Source organism: Rohdeia mirabilis (assembly GCA_007750655.1).
Classification (GTDB): domain Bacteria; phylum Planctomycetota; class UBA1135; order UBA1135.
Window position 1 is genome coordinate 1,916,651 of the sequence record CP036290.1, and the last position, 19,689, is coordinate 1,936,339.

A 19,689-nucleotide genomic window follows, 5' to 3' on the forward strand; every position below is an offset into this window, starting at 1 on the left:
CTCGCGCCGCGGCCCCGGCGTCTGCGTGCATCCACCTCCCGCACGGCGTAGCCTCGGTCCCGACGGCCGGCACGACCACCCCTCGAACGAGCCCCCCCCCGGTGAACGACTCGACCTCCGACCTCCTGCCCCCCGATCAGATCGAGCGCCAGGCCCGCCGCGCGGCCGAGCTCCTGTCGGGTCTCGATCGCGTCCTGTTCGGTCAGGAGCAGCTCACGCGCGCCGTTCTCGTCGCGGTCCTCGCCCGCGGCCACGTGCTGCTCGAGGGTCTGCCGGGACTGGGCAAGACCGAACTCGTGAAGGGGCTCGCGGCCCTGTCCGGCCTCGAGTGGCGCCGCGTCCAGTTCACGCCCGACCTTCTGCCCGGTGACATCACGGGCGGGATGGTGCTCGAGGAGACGCCGGGCGGTGGCCGCGGATTCACCTTCCACCCCGGCCCGGTCTTCACCCAGGTGCTGTTGGCCGACGAGATCAACCGCGCGAGTCCGAAGACCCAGTCGGCGCTGCTCGAAGCGATGCAGGAGCGGCGCGTGACCGTCCTGGGCGAGACGCGCGACCTGCCCGCTCCGTTCTTCGTACTGGCGACGCAGAACCCGATCGAACTGGAAGGCACCTACCCGTTGCCCGAGGCGCAGCTCGACCGCTTCCTCATGAAGCTCGACGTGCGCGGCGTCGGATCGAACACGCTCGAGCGGATCCTGATCGAGCGTCCCGCCGGCGCGCCGCCCGACCTCGCACCGGCGGTCTCGCGCTCGGAACTCGACGAGCTGTTCGCGGTGGTCGATCGCATCTACCTGCCGCGGGCCGTCGCGCGCTGGATCGCTCGCCTCGTGGCCGCGACGCACCCCGCGGGGGCCGAGGCGCCGCAAGCGGTCCGTGAGTACGTCAAGTACGGCAGTTCTCCGCGCGGCGCGATCTCGCTCGCGCGGGCGGTGCGGGCCCACGCGTTGATCGCCGGCCGGCCGAACGCGGGGTTCGACGACGTGCGCGTGCTCGCGCGCGCGTGTCTGGGGCACCGACTCGTGCTCGACTATCGAGCCGCGCTCGACTCGGTCACGCGCGCCGACGTCGTCGACGCGGTGCTGGCCGCGGTCTCCGAACTCGACGAGCCCCTGCCCGAGGAGTTGGCGCAGCGATGATCTCCAACGTTCCGATCGGGCCGCTGCGGTCCGCCTTCGGCCTCCTGTTCGCGATCGCGGTGTTCGTCGGCACGGCCTCCGCGCGCTCGACGCAGGAGGTCCAGGTCGTCGACAAGGTCGAGTTCCGCTCCCTGCAAGGTGACAAGCCGTCCGCACTCGCCGGGCGGGGCTACACCGAATTGCGCTGGCGCGTCACCAACGGCTCGGAGGAGGTGCGCGACGTGGCGATCCGCGTCGGTTCCGCGACCGGCGAGAGGTGGACGAACGCAGGAGCAGCGACGGTCGCGCGCCTCGAGCCCGGCGAAGTGGCGGACCTGGATCTGCTGCTCCCCGTCTTCTGCCTGACCGCGAGCGAGTCGGTCTCGGTGGTGCTCGACCCGGGAACGTCGGAGCTCGCGTCGAACTTCCTCGTGCCCGTCGGCGGCGATGACATGAATCAGAGGCTGCTCGTCGGCGTCTTCGGCGATCGCGCGCTCGGGGCCGGATGGGAGGAGCAGCGCGCCGCCGAACTCTCCTCGCAGATGATGCGCGGTGCGTTCGGCATGAACACGGCACCGTTCATGGAGCCCTGCCCGCGGTGGTATCCGAGCGCGGAGGTCTGGATGCGTTCCCGCGCCATGCCGGAAGCTCGCGCCGACAAGCGCCGCGACATGACCTTCTCGCGTCCTTCCGACGACTACTCGGTGATCCTGCGTCCGTTCGACGCGCTCCCGAGTTCCTTCGCTGGTCTCTCGAGTCTGGACGTCGTGGTCCTGGACGGAGCCGGGGTCGACCGCGAGTCCCTGGCGGAGCTCGCGCGCTGGGTCCGACTCGGTGGGTGCCTCGTCGTCGCGCGCGACTCGAGCTTCGCATCCCTCGGCGACTTCGAGGACGCGCGTCGCCCCGAGCGACTCCTGGCGAGCTTCGGCGCGGCCGACGTGGCGCGCATGGGACTCGGAACCGTGGTCTTCGCGCCCGGTGAGCCGCTGTCCTCCGAGGACCAACGGGCGGCCGTCTGGTATGCGATCGAGCGCAATCCGTCGTGGTACATGCCCTTCGACGGAGAAACCTACGCCTCGGGGCCACTGCGTTGGCACCTGGACTCCGTCGCGCTTCCGGGGGTGGGGCAGGTCTCCCACCGCACGTTGTTGGCCCTGTTGTTGATCCTGGCCGGCGTCACGGGGCCGATCAACGTCTGGTTCGTTCGGCGCACGGGCCGACCGGTGGCGTTCCTCCTGACGATCCCGATCCTCGCGTTGCTCGGCTCGCTGAGCGTCGTGGCCTACGGGATGTCGCGCGACGGCCTCGGCGTGAAGGACGGAGCGACCTCCTACGCCGTCCTCGACCAAGGTGCTCACACGATCAGCTCCGTCACCGTCCGCGGACTCTTCCTCGGCATGTCGGGTGGTCGTCGTCTCCAACCCGGTGCGGGCACGATGATCCTGCCGCTCGCGCGCGACCCCGAAGAGGTCTGGAGAGGTCGGTTCTCGGTCGAGCGCGACGACCGCTCCGGTAGCGTGCGCTACGCCGGTGACTACCTGCCAGTGCGGCGGCCGTTGGAACACGCGGTCTACTCCGACCGCAGCGCGCGCATCCGCCTGGTCGCGAGCCGCGAGAACGGAGTCGTGCGGGTCGAGAACGCGCTGGGGGCCACGGTCGAGGCGCTCTGGCTCCGCGACCGCGAAGGGCGCGTCTGGCGACTCGAGGGTGCGCTCGCCGAGGGCGGGAAGGCCGATCTGGTCGCGGCGGATGGCGAGGACGAGCAGTTGGTCGAATTCCTCGCGGACCTGGGGCCTGGACCTCAGATGCCCGGATTCGAACGCCTGGCACCTGGAAGCTACGCCGCGCGACTCGATCGCTGCATCGCCGAGGACGAGTGCGGGATCACGGGCGAGCGTTCGGAAGAGCGCCAGGCTCTCGTCGGGATCCTCGAGGAGGATGCACTGTGATGGTCGCGACCACGAAGGAACCGCTGCTCGAGGTCGACACGATCACCAAGAGCTTCGGACGCCACGTCGCCGTCTCCCAGGTCTCGTTCAGCGTCCCCGCCGGAGCGGTCTGCGGCTTCATCGGTCCGAACGGCGCCGGCAAGACGACGACGATGCGGATCGCGGCCACCTTGGAACTGCCCGATCGCGGCGACGTGCGGGTCGCGGGGCGCTCGGCGCTGCTCGACCCGCGCGGCGTGCGACGCATGATCGGGTTCATGCCCGACGCGTACGGGACCTACGCCGCGACGACGGTCGCCGAGTACGTCGACTTCTTCGCCCGCGCCTTCGGACTGAAGGGCAAGGAGCGCCTGCGGGCGATCGACTCGGTCACGGACTTCACGGGTCTCCGCCCGCTGCTCGAGAAGCCGATCAGCGGCCTGTCGAAGGGCATGAAGCAGCGGCTCAGTCTCGCGAAGACGCTGCTCAACGATCCGAGCATCCTGATCCTCGACGAACCGGCGTCCGGTCTCGACCCGCGCGCGCGCGTGGAACTGCGCGAGCTGATCCGGATCCTCGCCGACCAGGGCAAGGCGGTCCTCGTGTCCTCGCACATCCTGACCGAGCTCTCGGAGATCTGCGACGAGGTCGCGGTGATCGAGAGCGGGACGATCCAGGCCACGGGCGACATCGCGACGCTCAGCGCCGGCGCCGACGCCGCGAAGGGGATGCAGGTCCGTGCGCGGTTCCTCACCGACGTCGACGCGGCCCAGCGCTTCCTCGCCGAACAGAACTTCGTCGTCGGCACCCGGCGCGAGCGCGAAGGCGTCGTCTTCGGCTTCAAGGGCGATCAGGAGGCACTGGCGGACCTGCTCGAACGCACCGTGCGCGAAGGGCTCAGGCCGGTCGAGTTCCACGGCGAACGCATCGACCTCGAGGACCTGTTCCTGCACCTCACCCAGGGCAAGCTCCAGTGAGCACGAAGACCGATTCGACCCTCGTGCGCGCGCTCGATCGTTGCGAGCCGCTCAGCGACCGCTTCAACCCGATCCTCGTCAAGGAGGTCCGACAGTTCCTACGCGCGCGCAGCTTCGGTTGGACCTTCGTCACGCTGGTCGTCGTCGTCGCCGTCATCGGCGCGCTGATCGTGCTGAGCGACGAGCCGCGGCCCTCCGCCGACCTCGGAGCCAGTTTCACCGCGCTGCTCGTGTGGATGCTCGGGATCGGCACGCTGGTCATCGTTCCGCTCCAGGCCTACCAGTCGCTCGGATCGGAGTGGGAGGCCGAGACCTTCGACCAGCTGACGCTGTCGGGTCTGTCGCCGAGGCAGATCCTGGGGGGCAAGTGGCTCTCGGCCGCGTTGCAGAGCCTCCTGATCCTGCTGGCGTTCGTGCCCTTCGTCGCGCTCGGGTTCCTGATGCGCGGCGTCGATCTCCTGGCCCTGGGCGTCGTTCTCGTCATCATTCTGGCCACCAGCTTCTGGGCCTCGGCCCTGGCGCTCGCCGTCTCGTCGATGGCCCGTGCGCGCGCGACGCGGGTCGTCCTCTACGTGCTGATCGCGGTCGCGACGTTCATGGGGGTCGGAATGGTGGCGTCGTTCGCCATGGAGCTCCTCGGTCAGCCGGATCGGATCGGTCAGGCCGGATTCCTCGGTGCATTCACGACCTTCCTCGTGGTCGGGACCGTGCTCGCGGGGTTCTGCTTCGAGTACGGCTGCGGTCAGTTGGCGCACCCCGAGGAGAACACCTCGACGCCGCTGAGGGTCCTGACGCTCGCCGGGACGGTGCTCGTGCTCGCGTGGGTCGCACTCGCGGCGTGGCTGGGTTGGATCCCGAGTCGGGCCGTCGAAGCTCTGGGGGCCCTGACCACCGGAGGACTCGGCGTCCTGTCGATGCTGTGGACCGCGGAGCGCCAACGCCTGGGTCGACGTGTCGCCCACGACCTGGCGCGTCCGGGCAGTCGGACTCGGATGTTGCCGGCCATGTTGTTGCCCGGAGGCAGTCGTGGCGCGGTGTTCAGCTACGTGCTGCTCTCGCTCGGGGCGGTCTACACCGTCTTCGGAGCCGAGTTCGGCGGCAGCTTCCACATGGACGAGAGCCGTTGGCTGGGCGTCTGGCTCCTCTGCTACTACTCGTTCTTCGTCGCCATGCCCGCCGCTCTCCTGGCGCGCTTCTGTCAGCGCGGAGCCGGTGCCTGGGCCGTGCGTCTGGTGATGGTGCTGTTCCTCGCGGCCTGCGTCGTCGTGCCGGCGGTCGCCGGACTGCTCTTCGGCAGCAACTTCCTGGTCAACATCGAACACCCGCTCAATCCCTTCTGGGTGCTCCCGGAGGCCGCCGACGGCAGCCTGTCCATGCCGACGGTCGTGTCCGTCGTCGTGCTCGGAGTCGTAGGGCTGCTCGTGAACGTGCCGCGGATCTTCCGTGGGACCAAGGAGATCCTGCGCGCGCGGGCGGGACGCTTCGACGACGACGATCCCGCGGTCGTTCGCAGCCGCGAGCGCATGCTCGAGATGTGAGCGACGTCTCGGTTCCGAACCTGCAGCGCTCGGACCGAACGCACGCGGCCCAGCGCCGACCGAGAACTCGTGGAGATCGCACCCGGACCCCATCGCCCGACCGCCGACGTGGCTCGCGCCGCCGCGTCGCTCGAACTCGTGTGGCGTCCGTCGACCGGTACGGGGACCAGCGGCGAGCGCCTCGGACGCTCGCTCGGCGCCAGTTCCGAGTTCGCCGAGCACCGCAGCTACGCGCCGGGCGACGACGTGCGCCACATCGATTGGCGCGTGTTCGCCCGTTCGGACCAGCTGATGGTGCGCGCGTTCCGCGAGGAGATCGCGCCCCGGCTCGACGTCGTGCTCGACCTGTCGCGCTCGCTCGCCGTCGACGCGCAGAAGGCGGGCGGCGCGGTCGACCTGGCCGCGCTGTGGGTGGCCTGGGGACGCAGCGCGGGATTCGCGACGCGACTGCTCGCGCTCGACGGTTCGCTGCGCACGGTCTCACCGGCCGAACTGGCGAGCGACGGCCTCGTCTTCGACGGTCGCCTGCCGCTCGAACGGGCGCTGGACCCGCTCGCCGGACTCTCCGCCGGTGGCGTGCGCGTGGTGATCAGCGACTGGATGACGCCGGTGCCCGCCCAGGACTTGTTCACACGCGCTTTCGCTCGCGCGTCGGCGGGACTGGCCCTCGCGGTCTGGCACGCGGACGAGCTGGCGCCGCCCTCCGAAGGCGCGTTGCGGCTCGTCGACGCGGAGACCGGAGCGGAGCGCGAGGTGGAGTTCGACGGCGCGCGGCGCGAACGCTTCACGAAGCGACTCGAACGCTGGCGGGAGGACCTCGCCGCGGGCGCGCGGCACGCGGGCGTCCCGTTCGTCGAGTGGCCCGTGCCCGTGGACCTGGTCGTCGGCGCGCGCGACCGGCTCGGTCCGCTCGGACTGGTCGGCGCGCAGTAGGCGGGTCCACTCGATCGGAGTGCGCGAAGGCGCTCGGGGGCCGACGCGAGGGAGTCGGACGCTGAGAGCCTCCCCCGATACCGTGAGCGAGTGGTGGCAGCTCGCACCTCGCGACCACGGGCTCGTTCGCTGTGACACGAAGGCGGCACGACGGCACTGCCCTGTGCCGAGTGCTGCGGCCCACGCGTGTTCCCGTGGGTGGGTGGGGCCCGCTCGCGCCGACCCGGCGAGCTTCGCACTGCCGCCGACTTTCTGGGAACGAGCAGTTGCCGACCCGGTGGTACGCGGGTAGGTTCGCTCGCCCATGCTCCGCACCCAACATGCCCACCCGGTCCGCGCGATCGCTCCCTCGACCAGCCTCCAGCTGGCCGAGGTCGAGTGCGTGCTCGTCCAGTGGTGGTGGCGATCCGGGCCCGGAGCACGAGGCTAGGACGCACCACACACGTCCTGATGCCAGCTCACGGGCCCTGGAAGCACAGCTTCCGGGGCCCGCTCTCGTTTCCAAGCTTCTCACCACTCGTGTGCTCGCCCGAGGGCGCACGTCTCGCAACTCAACGGAACCCACCATGAACTCCACTCGACCGACCACCAGGAGCGATTCGCGACCCGCCGCAGCGGCAGGCGGTGCGCCATGGACCGCCTCGCACAATCCGACGTGCGCTTCGCCGAGCGCTACCGCATCGCCACACGGACGCTCCCAGCCGACCTCCTGACCCCGGTTCGCGCCGCTCGATGCCTTCGAGCGGCCGGGCATCGAGTGTGCCTGCTCGAGTCGGTCGATGGACCCGGAGCACTCGCGCACCACACCTTCTGCGCACTGGATCCGGAGGGTGGTCTCAGGTCGGACGACAACGGGGTTCGCCTTGTGGAGCACGGCGAAGAGCGTTCCGTCCGCGGATCCACGTTCGAGGCCCTGCGCGACCTCTCCGGTCGCCTGCGGCTCCCAGTTGCTCCCGGGAATCCACCGCTCTTCCACGGAGGCCTGATCGGCTACCTCGGCCATGAGTGCGTTGCTGAGCTCGAGCCGTCCGTCTCGGTGCCCGAGCAGGATTCGATCGGCGCTCCGCGCGCGGCCTTCGACGCCTACCGAACGGTTCTGGCGTTCGACCATCGGGCCCAGACCCTGCGAATCTCCACGACGTGCCGGGGTGGCGCGTCCGAGTTCGACGCTGCGATCGAGCGTCTGGATGCGATCGAGCCCCAGCTCATGAACATGGCGCCACCAGCCGGAGCGACGAGCTTCGAGTGCGACGCACTCGACTTCGAAGAACCGGCCGAGCACTTCCTCGACGGAGTCGATCGACTCCAAAGAGCGATCGCCGCCGGAGAGATCTTCCAGGCCGTCCTGAGCCGGCGTCGGTCGGGGTCCTTCAGCGGTGATCCGTTCGAGCTCTATCGCGCGCTACGCGTGACCAACGGCGCCCCGCACATGGTCTTCTTCGAGACGGACGAGGTCACGCTCGTCGGCTCGTCCCCGGAGCGCCTGGTCGCGGTTCGCGATGGCCGGATGCACACCGTGCCGATCGCTGGGACTCGACCGATCGGCGCGGATGCGCGCGAGACCGCGGACCATGCGGCGGCTCTTCTCTCGAGCGCCAAGGAACGCAGCGAGCACGACATGCTCGTCGACATGGCCCGGAACGACTTGGGTCGCGTAGCCCGTGTCGGCAGCGTGGAATTGGTCGAGCACGCGCGCTGTCAGCGCTTTCGGCGCGTCCAGCACCTGGTGAGTCGGGTCGAAGCGGATGTGCATAGCGAACGTGATGCCATCGACGTCCTGGCCTCGTGCTTCACGGCAGGAACCGTCAGTGGCGCACCGAAGGTCCGCGCGCTCCAACTCATCGCGAAGTGCGAGGGGGAACGCCGCGGTCCGTTCGGTGGTGCCTTCGGATACGTCGACCACAGCGGTGGGCTCGACATGGCGATCGCCATCCGGACCTTCGTCGCCTGTCGCGGACGCCTGAGCCTTCAAGCGGGTGCAGGCATCGTTCATGGCAGTGACCCACGCGCGGAGCTGGCGGAGGTGGACGCGAAGATGTCCGGCCCGCTGGCGGCGCTCGATCTCTTGCGAGCTGCTCGACGCGACTCGTTCGACCAAGTTGGAACGGAGGTGATGGCGTGATCTTGCTCATCGACAACTACGACTCGTTCACGTTCAACCTCTACCAGGCACTCTCGTCCGCGGGGGCGGAAGTGGAAGTCGTTCGCAACGACGCCGAGTCCGCCCAAGCTCTCATCGACCACGGGCCGACGGGCCTCGTGCTTTCACCTGGTCCTGGTCGACCGACGGACGCTGGCGTTTGCCTGGAACTGCTGGCTCTGGCGCCAGCCAACTTGCCGGTCCTGGGAGTTTGTCTCGGACATCAGTGCTTGGTCGAGGCCAGTGGAGGGAGGATCGTCCGAGCCGCGGCACCGGTCCACGGCTGCAGCTCGTCGATCCACCACGACGGGATCGGCCTGCTGCGCGGGCTGGCGTCACCGTTCCTGGCGGCGCGCTACCACAGCCTCGTCGCAGAGCGGGATTCGCTGCCTTCCGAGCTCGAACTGGCTGCTTGGACGGAGGACGGTCAGGTCATGGCAGTGCGCGACGTCGCCCGGCCTCGTTTCGGCACCCAGTTCCACCCCGAGTCGTTCCTCTCGCCGCGCGGGCACGTCTTGCTCGAGCGCTTCTGCGAGCAGGCCAGCGTTTCGATCCAGAGCGGAGGTGTCGCGTGAGTACGACTCTCGATGGCGTCTCGTCTCTCGAGAACGCCTTGGCACGGGCGACCCTGGGCGAAGTTCCTCGGGGTCTCGTGGAGGCGGCTGTGCGCGACACCGTGGAGCGTCGGCTGGAGTCGCCCGGTGATTCGGAGCGCCTGGCGGCCCTGCTCGGCGTGCTCGTCGGTCGCGGTGTCACCGCGGGCGAACTCCTGGGAACGGTCGAGGCACTGCGAGCGCTCGTCGATCCGTTCGAACACCCGGGTCTGAACGCCGCGATCGACACGTGCGGAACAGGCGGGGATGGCCTTCGGACCTTCAATCTCTCGACTGCGACGGCCCTGCTCGTCGCAGCGTGCGGCGTGCCCGTCGTGAAGCACGGGAATCGAGCCGTATCGTCGAACTGCGGCAGTGCGGACCTGCTCGAGGCCGTGGGGATCGCGGTCGACGTTCCCGCCCAAGTGGCGCGGGAGCGACTCGAGCGCACAGGCTTCACGTTCCTCTTCGCCCCGCGCTATCACACGTCACTGGCTGCCCTACAGGGACTGCGTCGTGCTCTTGGAGTGCCGACGGTGCTGAATCTGGCGGCCCCGCTCGTCAATCCCGCGCGGATCGCACGTCAGTTGGTGGGGGTTGCGGACGGGCGGGCTCTGGAGGCGGTGCGTGGCGCTCTTGCCGCTGGGGGAGCGCGGCGCGGCTACGTCGTCCACGGGGCGATCGATGGGACCACGCGCGGCGCGGACGAGCTGACTCCCTGTGGGCCCAACGTTCTCCTTGGCGTCGGTGGCCTCGAAGACGTCGTTCTCGACCCACGGGACCTGGGCCTGGAGCGCTGCGCAGTCGATGCGTTGCGCTGCACGAGCGTGAGAGAGTCGGTCCGAGTCCTTGGATGCCTCTTCGCGGGAGAGCGAGGCCCCCTGCGGGATGCCCTCCTGCTGAACGCAGCAGCCGCGCTCGTCGTGGCCGAGTTCGCCACGGGTTTCGAAGACGGTCTGGCACGAGCCGCTGAAACGCTCGACGCAGGCCGAGCTGCCGCCCTGCTGGATGCTCTCGGAGCGCGGACCGGGGGGCAGTCATGATCCGCTCGCGAACGCAACCGGCCACCGTAGGCGAGTCGCGACTGCCCGCCGTACTCGAACCGATCTTGGCCGACGTGCACCGGCGCAACCTGCGGCGCAGGGCGCGGGTCCGAGGAGCCGGAACCAAGGTGCTGGCCTCGGTTCGAGGAGATTCCTTCACGCGTGCACTCGCAGCGCCAGGCGTGAGCGTCGTCGCGGAAGCCAAGCGCTGCAGTCCGAGTGCTGGCACCCTCACTGGACCAGAGGACGTCGTCGAACGAGTGAGACGCTACGCCCTGGGAGGCGCGTGCGCGGCGTCGATCCTGACCGAGCCCAGCCGCTTCTCGGGCGCACGTGCTCACCTGAGGCGAGCGGCGCGCGCCCTCGAGCTACCGCTGCTCCGCAAGGACTTCATCGTCGACTCGACCATGGTGGACGAGTCGGCGGGGATGGGGGCCAGCGCCGTCCTTCTGATCGCGAGGTGTCTCTCGCCGGCCACGCTACGGTCGTGCGTCGACCGTGCCCGTGAGCTGGGGCTCGCGAGCCTCGTCGAGATCCATGACGAGCGGGAACTCGAGGCAGCTGTCGCTACGTGTCCGGATGTGATCGGTGTGAACGCGCGTTGCCTCGACACTCTGGAGGTCGATCTCGAGCAGGGCCTGGACCTGCTCGAACGCGTGCCCAGTCACTTCCTGCGTGTCGCGGAGAGCGGGATCATGCGACCCAGCGATGTGACTCGCGCGCGCAACCACGGTGCCGATGCCGTTCTGGTCGGGACCGCGTTCATGCAGTCCGTGGATCCGAGGGCGTCCGTTGCCGCATTCGCGCGCGCCGGAAGAGGTGAGTACGAAGGTCCCGAACAGCCAGGTCTCGCTCGTCCCCTCGAGCAGGCTGTGAAGGTCTGTGGACTGACGCGTGCGCAGGACGTGGCGGTTGCGATCCAAGCGGGCGCCGACCTGGTCGGCTTCGTGGTCGAGCCCACCTCTTCCCCGCGGGCAATCTCGATCGCACGTTGTCGAGAGCTGTGCGAGCTCGTGCCTGCGGGGCGGGGCGTGGTGGTCACCACGGAGGGACTGCCGGACCGCGTGGCCGAGCTGGTCGCTGCAACGGGTGCACACTCCGTGCAGCTCTGCGGCCCCGCGCGTGCCGTGGACTTCGTCGACGCTCCGTTCTCGATCCTGCGTGCCGTCGAAGAGAATCAGGTCGACGAGATGGCCGAATGGGACGGCATTGCGGCGGGCTTCGTCGTCGAGCCACAAGGATCCCGTGGCGGGAGCGGTCGAGCGACCGACCCGAACGCCGTGGTTCGGCTCGCGGCACCCGGGCGTGCACTGTTGCTCGCCGGTGGTCTGAGCGCTGACGACACCGAACGACGCCTCGGCGAGCTACGTCGACGATCGGGCCTTCGTGGACTCGGGGCCGACGCCAGCTCGCGGCTGGAGACGAGTCCAGGCGTGAAGGACGCCGTCCGGGTGCGCAGGTTCGTCGCGTCGGCCAAAGCGGCTGGCGAGGAAGGGAGGGCTGTCCCGTGTTCATGACCGATCGCTACTTCAGGCGCAGCGGTCTCGCGCGTCCGTTCGGCGGCTGCTTCGTCGCCGAGACGCTCGTCGCGCCGCTCGTTGATCTCGAGCGGAGGTTCCTCGAAGCGCTGGACGACGCCAGTTTCAACGCCCAGCTCGACATGCTCCTGCGCGATCTCGCTGGGCGCCCGACTCCGCTCCTACGCGCACGTCGGCTCGGCGACGCGCTCGGGTGCGAGCTCTACCTCAAGCGCGAGGACTTGGTTCACACCGGAGCGCACAAGCTCAACAACGCACTCGGCCAATGCCTGTTGGCCCAGCGCTCCGGACGCAGGCGCGTTCTTGCGGAAACCGGGGCAGGGCAGCACGGAGTCGCGACCGCTACGGCGGCGGCTGCGCTCGGGCTCGAATGTGAGGTCCACATGGGCACCCGTGACGTTGAACGTCAGGCGACCAACGTTCGCCGAATGGAACTGCTCGGTGCACGTGTGATCGCGACCGATGCAGGCGATGCGACCTTGAAGGAGGCTGTCAGTTCGGCGCTGCGGGCCTGGGTGGACGATCCGGACTCGACGACCTACGTGATCGGTTCGGCACTCGGGCCGCACCCGTACCCGCGCATGGTTGCACACTTCCAGCGCGTGATCGGTGATGAGGCACGACGTCAGATCCTCGAGCGCACGGGCGCTCTGCCCGACGTCGCCGTGGCGTGCGTAGGAGGTGGCAGCAACGCGATCGGGCTCTTCTCCGCCTTCATGGACGACGCGGTCGAGCTCGTGGGGGTCGAGGCCGGTGGCGAAGGCATCGAGACCGGGAGGCACGCGGCGCGCATGGCGAGCGGGTCGACCGGAGGAGTCATCGGAGTGCTGCATGGTTCGCGCAGTCGGTTGCTCCAGGACGCGGACGGTCAAGTACGTGCCACGACGTCGATCTCGGCGGGTCTCGACTATCCGTCACTGGGGCCCGAGCACGCCGACCTCGAGACGAGTGGACGCGCGCGCTACACGTCGGCGACGGATCGGCTCGCGCTCGAGGCGTGCCTCGAGCTGACGCGCACGGAAGGCATCCTGCCCGCCCTCGAGTCGTCGCACGCTCTGGCGTCTGTGCGCTCGGAGTCGGCGCGCTACGCCGGACGGCGAGTGCTCGTCTGTCTGTCCGGTCGTGGCGACAAGGACCTGTCCACGATCGCGGAGCACATCGCTGCAGGTGGCCGTCATGAATAGGCTCGATCATCTCACTCGGCAGCTCGAACCGGGTGACGGCCACGCAGCTCACGGGCGCAGACCGAGTGTCGTGCCCTATGTGACCGCGGGCGACGGAGGGTGGCGATCGACGGTGGAGGTACTGCACGGCATCGAAGCAGCCGGGGCCGTAGCCGTGGAACTCGGAATGCCACACTCCGATCCCGTGGCGGATGGACCGATTCTCCAACAAGCGGCCGCGCGCGCACTCCGGTCCGGATTCTCGTTCGCCGACTTCGAACGCTGTGTGGCTCAGTATCGGAGCGAGGGCGGGTCGCTCGGGATCGTTGCATTCGGATATGCGAACGTCCTACTCGAGGCACATGGCCGCGCGGGGCTCGCGCGTCTCGAGCGGGCGGGCGTCGATGGGATCGCCATCGCGGACCTCCCCTTCGAGGAAGCGAGCGAGTTGCGCGAGGCCGCGAGGAGCCTCGACCTTGGAACGGTCTTCTTCGCCGCGCCGAACACCTCTCGTGCCCGTCTCGAGGCCCTTGCCGATGCGGCGACGGGCTTCGTCTACGCACTCGCGCGGCGCGGGACCACGGGCCGCGCCACCGCGATCGACTCCACGTTGAAGGACCATCTGGCCCTCGTGCGAGCGGCTTCTTCACACACGCTCCTAGCCGTCGGCTTCGGGCTGACCTCCAGAGCCGACATCGATCGACTACGCGGGCACTGCGACCTCGCGGTCGTGGGCTCAGCCTTGGTCGAGTATGTCCATCGAGAGCGTGCCATCGGTCGCGACGTGCGCACTGCTGCGCGTCGGTTCGTGGCACGGCTCGTCGAGCCAGCACCCTCGTAGCGGCCCCGTCGGCCGCGCACGCTCCACTCTTCCTCCTGTCGGCACCACTCTCCGCACCTCCGTCTCTCCCAATGAAGCACCTCTCATCAGTACGCACCGAGCTCGTCGTGCTCGAACGTAGCCTCGTGCGCCTTCTCGAGCGACGTACGACGCTCCTCGAGCGACTCCACTCCGTGGCAAGTTCCACCGAGGCGTCGAGCACGGATCGAGACGACGACCGAGCGCGTCGGCGGAAGCAGAGCCGAGCGGATCTCGCGGCGCGCAGCCGAACGCGCCGTTCCCGTGGCAGCATGGAGGACCTCTTCGAGGCCCTCGATCGATACTGTCTCCAGTCGATCCAATCCCGTGCGCTCGATGCGGGAGCGAAGAGGGTCCAGCGATGATCGGTCTCTTCGATCGGTACGCGCCCTTGGGTGCTCGCGAAGCCCTGGTCCGGGAGCTCGAGAACTGCGGGGTCGACGTGGTCGTGGGCCGTGAATGTGGCGGTACGTCCGACCGGGAAGTGGTTGCGCTCGTCGGTTCCGTCTCCGACGAAGCCCGTTCGCTCCTGGCACGCTCTCCGCACGTGGCGCGCCTGTATCGAGTCTCGGGTCCGTGGGTTCGCACAGCGCGTGCCTTTCGGTCCACACGGACGGTCGTACGGATCGGAGACGCTTCCATCGGGGCCGGCGAGCCATTCGTCATCGCGGGACCCTGTAGCGTCGAGTCCCCAGGACAGATCGAAGAGTGCGCACGGATCGTCGTCGACGCCGGTGCCCAGGCCCTGCGTGGTGGTGCCCACAAGCCACGTACGCATCCCTACGCCTTCCAGGGCTTGGGGCGTGAGGGCCTGCGCTTGCTCAAGCGAGCTGGCGACAGCGTCGGGTTGCCCGTCGTGAGCGAGATCATGGACGCGAGCCACGCGCGGTCCTTCGTCCACGAAGGGATCGATTGCCTCCAGATCGGCGCGCGCAACATGCAGAACTTCACGCTGTTGAAGGCGGTCGCACCTACAGGGCTTCCCGTTCTGCTCAAGCGTGGAATCTCGGGCACGGTCGAGGAATGGCTGTGTGCGGCCGAGTACCTGGCTGCGCACGGCTGTGAGCGCGTGATTCTCTGCGAGCGCGGCATTCGGACCTACGAGACCGCGCTGCGAAACACGCTGGACCTGGCCGTGGTTCCGCTGCTCCGCAGGCTCACGCACCTGCCGGTGCTGGTCGATCCTTCGCACGCCGTCGGTCGCCGAGATCTCGTCGGACCAGCTTCTCGGGGCGCGATCGCAGTCGGGGCGGACGGTCTGGTGCTCGAGATGCACCCACGCCCCGAGGAAGCGAGGAGCGACGGACCGCAAGCGCTGCTTCCGAGCGAACTCGCGGCCTGCGTCGCCGAGGCCAACCTTCTCGCGCGCGTGCTGCCCGAACTCGAGGTCCCTGCACCCGAAGGCGAAGCTGGACTCGCGGCGAGGTCGATGCCCCGAACGGACGGGCCTGTGCTGGCAGGTTGAACGGTCGAATCGGTGCTTCGCGCGCCGATCCAGCCGCGTCAAGAGTCGGCGGCGAGCAGTTCGAACAGGCGCTCGCGGTCGGTCCCCGTCGGCTCCGTCCGCGTGAACGTCGCGAACTGGGCGAGGGCCTGGTGGACGAGCATCGCGGACCCGTCGCGGACCACGTAGCCAAGTTCCGCCGCGTGCTCGGCGGCGGCGGTGGGGGAGCCGTAGCGCAGGTCGACGAAGGCGGGTCGCCTCGCCTCACCGCGGTCGGCGACCGGCAACGATTCGCGAGCGTCGTCGACCGGCAGGGTCCAGACCACGAGGTCGGGGCGCGCGTCGGCGAGTGACGCGAGCGGACCGGTGTCGACCCCGAAGCGCGCGCCGAGGGTCGCGCGCGCCGAGGCGTTGCGGGCGTGGATGGTCACGTTCGTCCAACGGTTGCGCTCGGCCGCGATCAGCACCGCGGGCACGACGCCGCCCGACCCGACGATCGCGACCTTCGAGCGCGGCCCCAGATCGCGGTAGCCGAACTCGAGGCCGAGGCTGTCGAACTGATGCCCGACCGGGCGCTCCTCGAGAACGAGCGTGTTGAGCGTGCCGCCCCGTTGCGCGTCCGGTGACAGGGTCCCGTGGCGCGCGCGCACGAAGGCCGCGGCGGCGCGCTTGTGCGGAGCGGTGACCGACAGCCCCGCAACACCGAGGCGTTCGAGAGCGGCCAGATCTTCTTCGGCGTCAATGCTGGGGAAGCGCACGTAGGCCGCGTGTCTGCCGTGGGCTCGGAACAGGGCCCGGAAGAACGCGGGGCTCGCGCTGCGTTGGCAGGCCTCGCTGCCGCCGAGGAGCCCGAAGACCTGCGGCGGCGACTCGCCCGACAGTTCGAGGTGGCGCGCCACCGTCAGCTGACCGGGGGCCGCCGCGTCGGCGTCTTCGAGCGTCGCGTAGGTGAACGCGTTCGTCCACGGCGAGAGCACCCGCGCGTGTTCGGCGAACGGACCCATGGCCAGGACCGTGGCCGCGCCCTCGAGGCTCAGGCGGATCCTGACTTCGCGCAGGATCTCGAGGTCTCGAGCGCTCGCAGCGTGCGTCGCGAGCTTGACCAACTCGACACCTTCGACTCCGCGCGCCTCGCGGCCGCGTCGCAGCAGTTCATCGAGCGCCGGCGTGCCGGTGTGGTCGTGCCAGCTCGCGATGCGGCGCGCGCCGGGGCAGTGAAGGCGCGGTTCGTGCGGCTCCTGGTCGATCCACGCGGCGCCGCGCGCGAGGAGCGCACCCAGATCGCCGCCGCGCGGGCTGAGAACGAGCGGGAGCGCGGCGTCGAAGGGCGCCAGGCCGGGCGTGAGATCGCCGCGGACCTCGACCAGGTCGGCGCCGGCAGCCTGCGCAGCCCGGGTGAACGCCGCGGGGTCGTCGGCGCAGCGCTTCGGGAGCGTGACGATCAGCACGACGGACCCCGGGAGTCGGCGGCGGTGCGCAGTCCGCCGCCCGGCCAACGGCAGTCGCGACCGAGTGCGACGAGCGCGTGCTCGACCAGCTCGGGCACGGACAGGTCGCCTTCGAGCACCACGTGCCGGGCCGCGGCGAAGTGCGGCGCGCGGCGCCTCGCGAGGTCGTCGAGCTCGTCGAGCGGATCGCCGCCCGTGACCGACGGGCGCTCGCCGAGACTCTGGGCGACGCGCTGGCGCACGATCGCGAGCGGCGTGTCCAGGTGCACCACGAGCGTGTTCTGCGCCACGAACTCGAGCGTGTCACCGTCCTCGAGCGCACCGCCGCCGAGCGAGACGACGCGCCTCGGGCCGGCCGCGAGTTCGCGCACGATCTCGGACTCGAGTCCGCGGAAGGCCGCCCAACCGCGCTCCGCGACGAAGCGCGCGATGCTGCCGTGCCGGCGCTCGAACTCGAGGTCGCTGTCCATCCACACGAGTCCGGTGCGATCGGCGAGTGCGCGCGCGAGCGAACTCTTGCCCGCCGCACGCATGCCGACGACGCACACGCAGCGCACGCTCGCGCGCACGCGTTCGAGATCGCTCCAGAAGGCGGGGTAGCTCTTCGCCACGCACTCGGCATCGGCAACGTGGATGCCCGGAGCGAGAGAGCCCGCCAGCGCGAAGGCCATCGCCACCCGGTGGTCGCCCTCCGGATCGATGGTCGCAGGTCGCAGGTGGCGGGTCCCGGTCACGGTCAGGCCGTCCGCATGTTCGTCGACCTCGACGCCCAAGCGACGCAGCTCGCGCGCGGTCACCGCGAGGCGGTCGCACTCCTTCACACGTAGGTTCGCGGCGCCACGGAAGTGCGTGCGTCCGTCGCGTGCCGCGGCGACCACCGCCAGGTTCATGAACTGGTCGGGAACGGCAGACACGTCGAGCTCTCGGTGTCCAGGACCGCGGAGTCGTTCTAGAGCCAGACCCAGTGCTTCGTCGGCCTGCCCCGAGTTCTGGGTGAGATTCGTCCCCGCGACGTGGCTCGTCGAGAGTGCGTTCAGGCACGACCAGACGCCCATCGCGCTCCAGTCGCCGGCCACGTCGAACGAGACTGTTCGAGCGGTGTGCGTCGCTGCGGTCTCGACCCGTGCGCCGTGCTCGTCGACGTGGGCGAGGACGCCGAACGCCTCCAGCACGTCGCACGTCAGGCGGGCGTAGTCCTCGGACGCGCAGGGAGCGTCGAACTCGATCTCGAGGCCAGCGGCGAAGCGGCTTCCGACCAGCAACAACGACGAGACGTACTGACTCGAGATCGAGGGGTCGAGGCGCACACGCGACGACGTCGTGAGCGAGTCGTGCGACGCGACGCGCACGGGAGGGCGCCCGTCCGCACAGGACATGTCCACACCCAGCGAGCGCCACGCCTCGACCAGCGGCCCGATCGGACGCTCGAGCATGTGCGCGTCGCCCGTCACGACCCACCTGCCCGGTGTGATCGCCGCCACGGACACGAGGAAGCGCAGGGCGGTGCCGGCGTTGCCGCAGAAGAGTTCGCCCGACGTGGGTGCGGTCGCGGAACGAGGCCCGACGCGCACCACACCGCGCCCGCGATCCAGCCACGTGGCCTCGTACCCGAGGGTCGCGAGTCCGGCCACCAGGTACTGCACGTCGTCGCACGCGGTCGCACCGGTGACGGTCACTCGGTGCCCGCTCAGTGCAGCGGCGACGAGCGCTCGATTCGCCTCGCTCTTGGAGCCAGGCAGGTCCACACGCGCGTCGACGGCCCAGACCAGGGGCTCGACGGCCGTCGTGCGCTCGCGATCGTCCGACCCGAGGTCCACGGCGTCGTGATCCAGCTCCTTCACGCCAGCGCTCGCTCCAGGCGCTCGCGCGTCAGCTCGACCAGCACTCCCGCGCCGATGCGGCTGGGCACGACCATCGGCACCGAGCTGGACGTGGCCTTCTTGTCCTGCTGCGCGAGGTTCCACAGTCGATCGACGTCGCACAGGTGCGAGGGGATCGCGGTCGCGAGCCCGAGGCGTCCCAGCAGCGCGTCGATGCGTTCGCTCACGTCGCCGGGTGTGCGGTCGGACGCCGCGCGACACTCGGCCAGCATGCCCATGGCCACGGCGCGTCCGTGTCGCAACGACATGCCCGCCGCGCTCTCGAGGGCGTGGCCGATCGTGTGCCCGAAGTTGAGCCAGCGGCGTCGATCGCCCTCGACCTCGTCCGCGACCACCACTTCCATCTTCGTGCGCACGGCGAGCGTCACCGCTTCGGTCACGGCCTCGGGATCGCGGGCGCGGAGCCCGTCCGCCAACTCCTCGAGCCGTTCGAATCCGGCGGCGTCGAGGACGGCCGCCTGCTTGACGTACTCGGCGAGTCCTTCGCCGTAGTGCACGTCGAGCAGCGTCGCCAACCAATCGACGTCCGCGAGCACCGCGTCGGGCTGCCGGAACGTGCCGATGACGTTCTTGAGTCCGGCGTGGTCGACGCCGCTCTTCCCGCCCAGCGCGGCGTCGCCCATCCCGAGCGTCGTCGTCGGGCAGAGGACGAGCGGCAGGCCGCGCAGGTGCAGGCTGGCGACGAGGCCCACGACGTCGGTGACCGTCCCGCCGCCGACGCCGACGAGAACCGTGCGCCTGGTGGCGCCCCCGTCGGACAACGCCTGCGAGAGGTGGCCGACCATCTGGAGGCGCTTGAGGTCCTCGCCGCCGACGACGGGGAGGCGCAGGCGCGCGCCGACCGCCGCCGCGATCCGTTCGCCGAGCGGCGTGACGTTGCGGTCGTGGATCACCACCACCCCGTCCGGATCGAGCGCGCCGACCAGTTCGGCGATGCGACCCTCGACGCCGCGGCCCACCACCACGCGGGTCGACGTCGTGCGCGTGAACGCGTACGTCGCATCGAGGTTCGGCGAGGCGAGCGGGTCGGTCTCCATGGCCGACAAGGATACTGGTGCCGGCGCGACGCCCCTTCTGCGAACCGTCG

General features: G+C 69.8%; 15 protein-coding genes. 12 read left to right on the forward strand and 3 right to left on the reverse strand.

What is annotated here, in order from left to right; translation table 11 throughout:
• The first annotated feature begins 101 nt into the window (after nt 1-101).
• The 12 genes from Pla163_RS07205 (at nt 102) to aroF (ending at nt 15,295) form a co-directional block, all read left to right on the forward strand.
• Nucleotides 102-1,139, forward strand: coding sequence for an AAA family ATPase (locus tag Pla163_RS07205; protein ID WP_419186417.1), 1,038 nt, complete (start codon nt 102-104; stop codon nt 1,137-1,139).
• Nucleotides 1,136-3,067, forward strand: coding sequence for a hypothetical protein (locus Pla163_RS07210; protein WP_145185758.1), 1,932 nt, complete (start codon nt 1,136-1,138; stop codon nt 3,065-3,067). The genes Pla163_RS07205 and Pla163_RS07210 overlap by 4 nt, the downstream gene beginning before the upstream one ends.
• Nucleotides 3,067-4,023: an ABC transporter ATP-binding protein gene (locus Pla163_RS07215; RefSeq protein WP_145185761.1), complete on the forward strand. Its 957-nt coding sequence runs from the start codon at nt 3,067-3,069 to the stop codon at nt 4,021-4,023. Before Pla163_RS07210 ends, Pla163_RS07215 begins: the two co-directional genes overlap by 1 nt.
• Nucleotides 4,020-5,561, forward strand: a complete 1,542-nt coding sequence (locus Pla163_RS07220) for an ABC transporter permease (RefSeq protein ID WP_145185764.1) — start codon at nt 4,020-4,022, stop codon at nt 5,559-5,561. Before Pla163_RS07215 ends, Pla163_RS07220 begins: the two co-directional genes overlap by 4 nt.
• A gap of 108 nt (nt 5,562-5,669) precedes the next feature.
• Nucleotides 5,670-6,494 (forward strand): DUF58 domain-containing protein, encoded by an 825-nt coding sequence (locus Pla163_RS07225; RefSeq protein WP_419186418.1) that lies wholly within the window; start codon nt 5,670-5,672, stop codon nt 6,492-6,494.
• Between the two features lie 631 nt (nt 6,495-7,125).
• Nucleotides 7,126-8,616, forward strand: coding sequence for an anthranilate synthase component I family protein (locus tag Pla163_RS07230; protein WP_145185769.1), 1,491 nt, complete (start codon nt 7,126-7,128; stop codon nt 8,614-8,616).
• Entirely contained in the window at nt 8,613-9,209 is a 597-nt protein-coding gene (locus tag Pla163_RS07235) for an anthranilate synthase component II (protein WP_145185772.1), read from the forward strand. The genes Pla163_RS07230 and Pla163_RS07235 overlap by 4 nt, the downstream gene beginning before the upstream one ends.
• A 101-nt stretch (nt 9,210-9,310) precedes the next feature.
• Nucleotides 9,311-10,270 (forward strand): anthranilate phosphoribosyltransferase, encoded by a 960-nt coding sequence (gene trpD / locus Pla163_RS07240; RefSeq protein ID WP_419186419.1) that lies wholly within the window; start codon nt 9,311-9,313, stop codon nt 10,268-10,270.
• Entirely contained in the window at nt 10,267-11,787 is a 1,521-nt protein-coding gene (gene trpF / locus Pla163_RS07245; RefSeq protein ID WP_145185778.1) for a bifunctional indole-3-glycerol phosphate synthase/phosphoribosylanthranilate isomerase, read from the forward strand. Before trpD ends, trpF begins: the two co-directional genes overlap by 4 nt.
• Nucleotides 11,784-12,992, forward strand: coding sequence for a tryptophan synthase subunit beta (gene trpB, locus Pla163_RS07250; protein WP_145185781.1), 1,209 nt, complete (start codon nt 11,784-11,786; stop codon nt 12,990-12,992). The genes trpF and trpB overlap by 4 nt, the downstream gene beginning before the upstream one ends.
• A complete protein-coding gene (trpA, locus tag Pla163_RS07255; RefSeq protein ID WP_145185783.1) occupies nt 12,985-13,812 on the forward strand; it encodes a tryptophan synthase subunit alpha in 828 nt (275 codons plus the stop codon). Before trpB ends, trpA begins: the two co-directional genes overlap by 8 nt.
• 379 nt (nt 13,813-14,191) lie before the next feature.
• Nucleotides 14,192-15,295 carry a 3-deoxy-7-phosphoheptulonate synthase gene (aroF, locus tag Pla163_RS07260; RefSeq protein WP_145185786.1) on the forward strand — a complete coding sequence of 368 codons (1,104 nt, stop codon included), beginning with the start codon at nt 14,192-14,194 and terminating at the stop codon, nt 15,293-15,295.
• Between the two features lie 38 nt (nt 15,296-15,333).
• Here aroF and Pla163_RS07265 read toward each other — a convergent pair whose 3' ends face one another.
• The 3 genes from Pla163_RS07265 to Pla163_RS07275 are packed head-to-tail and all read right to left on the reverse strand — an operon-like array spanning nt 15,334 to nt 19,639.
• Nucleotides 15,334-16,722, reverse strand: a complete 1,389-nt coding sequence (locus Pla163_RS07265; protein ID WP_145185789.1) for a type I 3-dehydroquinate dehydratase — start codon at nt 16,720-16,722, stop codon at nt 15,334-15,336.
• Complete coding sequence (aroA, locus tag Pla163_RS07270; RefSeq protein ID WP_419186420.1) at nt 16,716-18,563, reverse strand: 3-phosphoshikimate 1-carboxyvinyltransferase; 1,848 nt, start codon at nt 18,561-18,563, stop codon at nt 16,716-16,718. The genes Pla163_RS07265 and aroA overlap by 7 nt, the downstream gene beginning before the upstream one ends.
• On the reverse strand, nt 18,560-19,639 hold the full coding sequence (locus Pla163_RS07275; RefSeq protein ID WP_145185795.1) for a 3-dehydroquinate synthase: 1,080 nt from the start codon (nt 19,637-19,639) through the stop codon (nt 18,560-18,562). The genes aroA and Pla163_RS07275 overlap by 4 nt, the downstream gene beginning before the upstream one ends.
• Between the last annotated feature and the right edge of the window lie 50 nt (nt 19,640-19,689).

Coding starts and splice junctions, on each gene's coding strand:
- trpF (WP_145185778.1), top strand. CDS start 10,267: ATGATCCGCTCGCGAACGCAACCGGCCACCGTAGGCGAGTCGCGACTG.
- Pla163_RS07215 (WP_145185761.1), top strand. CDS start 3,067: ATGGTCGCGACCACGAAGGAACCGCTGCTCGAGGTCGACACGATCACC.
- Pla163_RS07230 (WP_145185769.1), top strand. CDS start 7,126: ATGGACCGCCTCGCACAATCCGACGTGCGCTTCGCCGAGCGCTACCGC.
- aroF (WP_145185786.1), top strand. CDS start 14,192: ATGATCGGTCTCTTCGATCGGTACGCGCCCTTGGGTGCTCGCGAAGCC.
- Pla163_RS07275 (WP_145185795.1), bottom strand. CDS start 19,639: ATGGAGACCGACCCGCTCGCCTCGCCGAACCTCGATGCGACGTACGCG.
- Pla163_RS07210 (WP_145185758.1), top strand. CDS start 1,136: ATGATCTCCAACGTTCCGATCGGGCCGCTGCGGTCCGCCTTCGGCCTC.
- trpB (WP_145185781.1), top strand. CDS start 11,784: ATGACCGATCGCTACTTCAGGCGCAGCGGTCTCGCGCGTCCGTTCGGC.
- trpA (WP_145185783.1), top strand. CDS start 12,985: ATGAATAGGCTCGATCATCTCACTCGGCAGCTCGAACCGGGTGACGGC.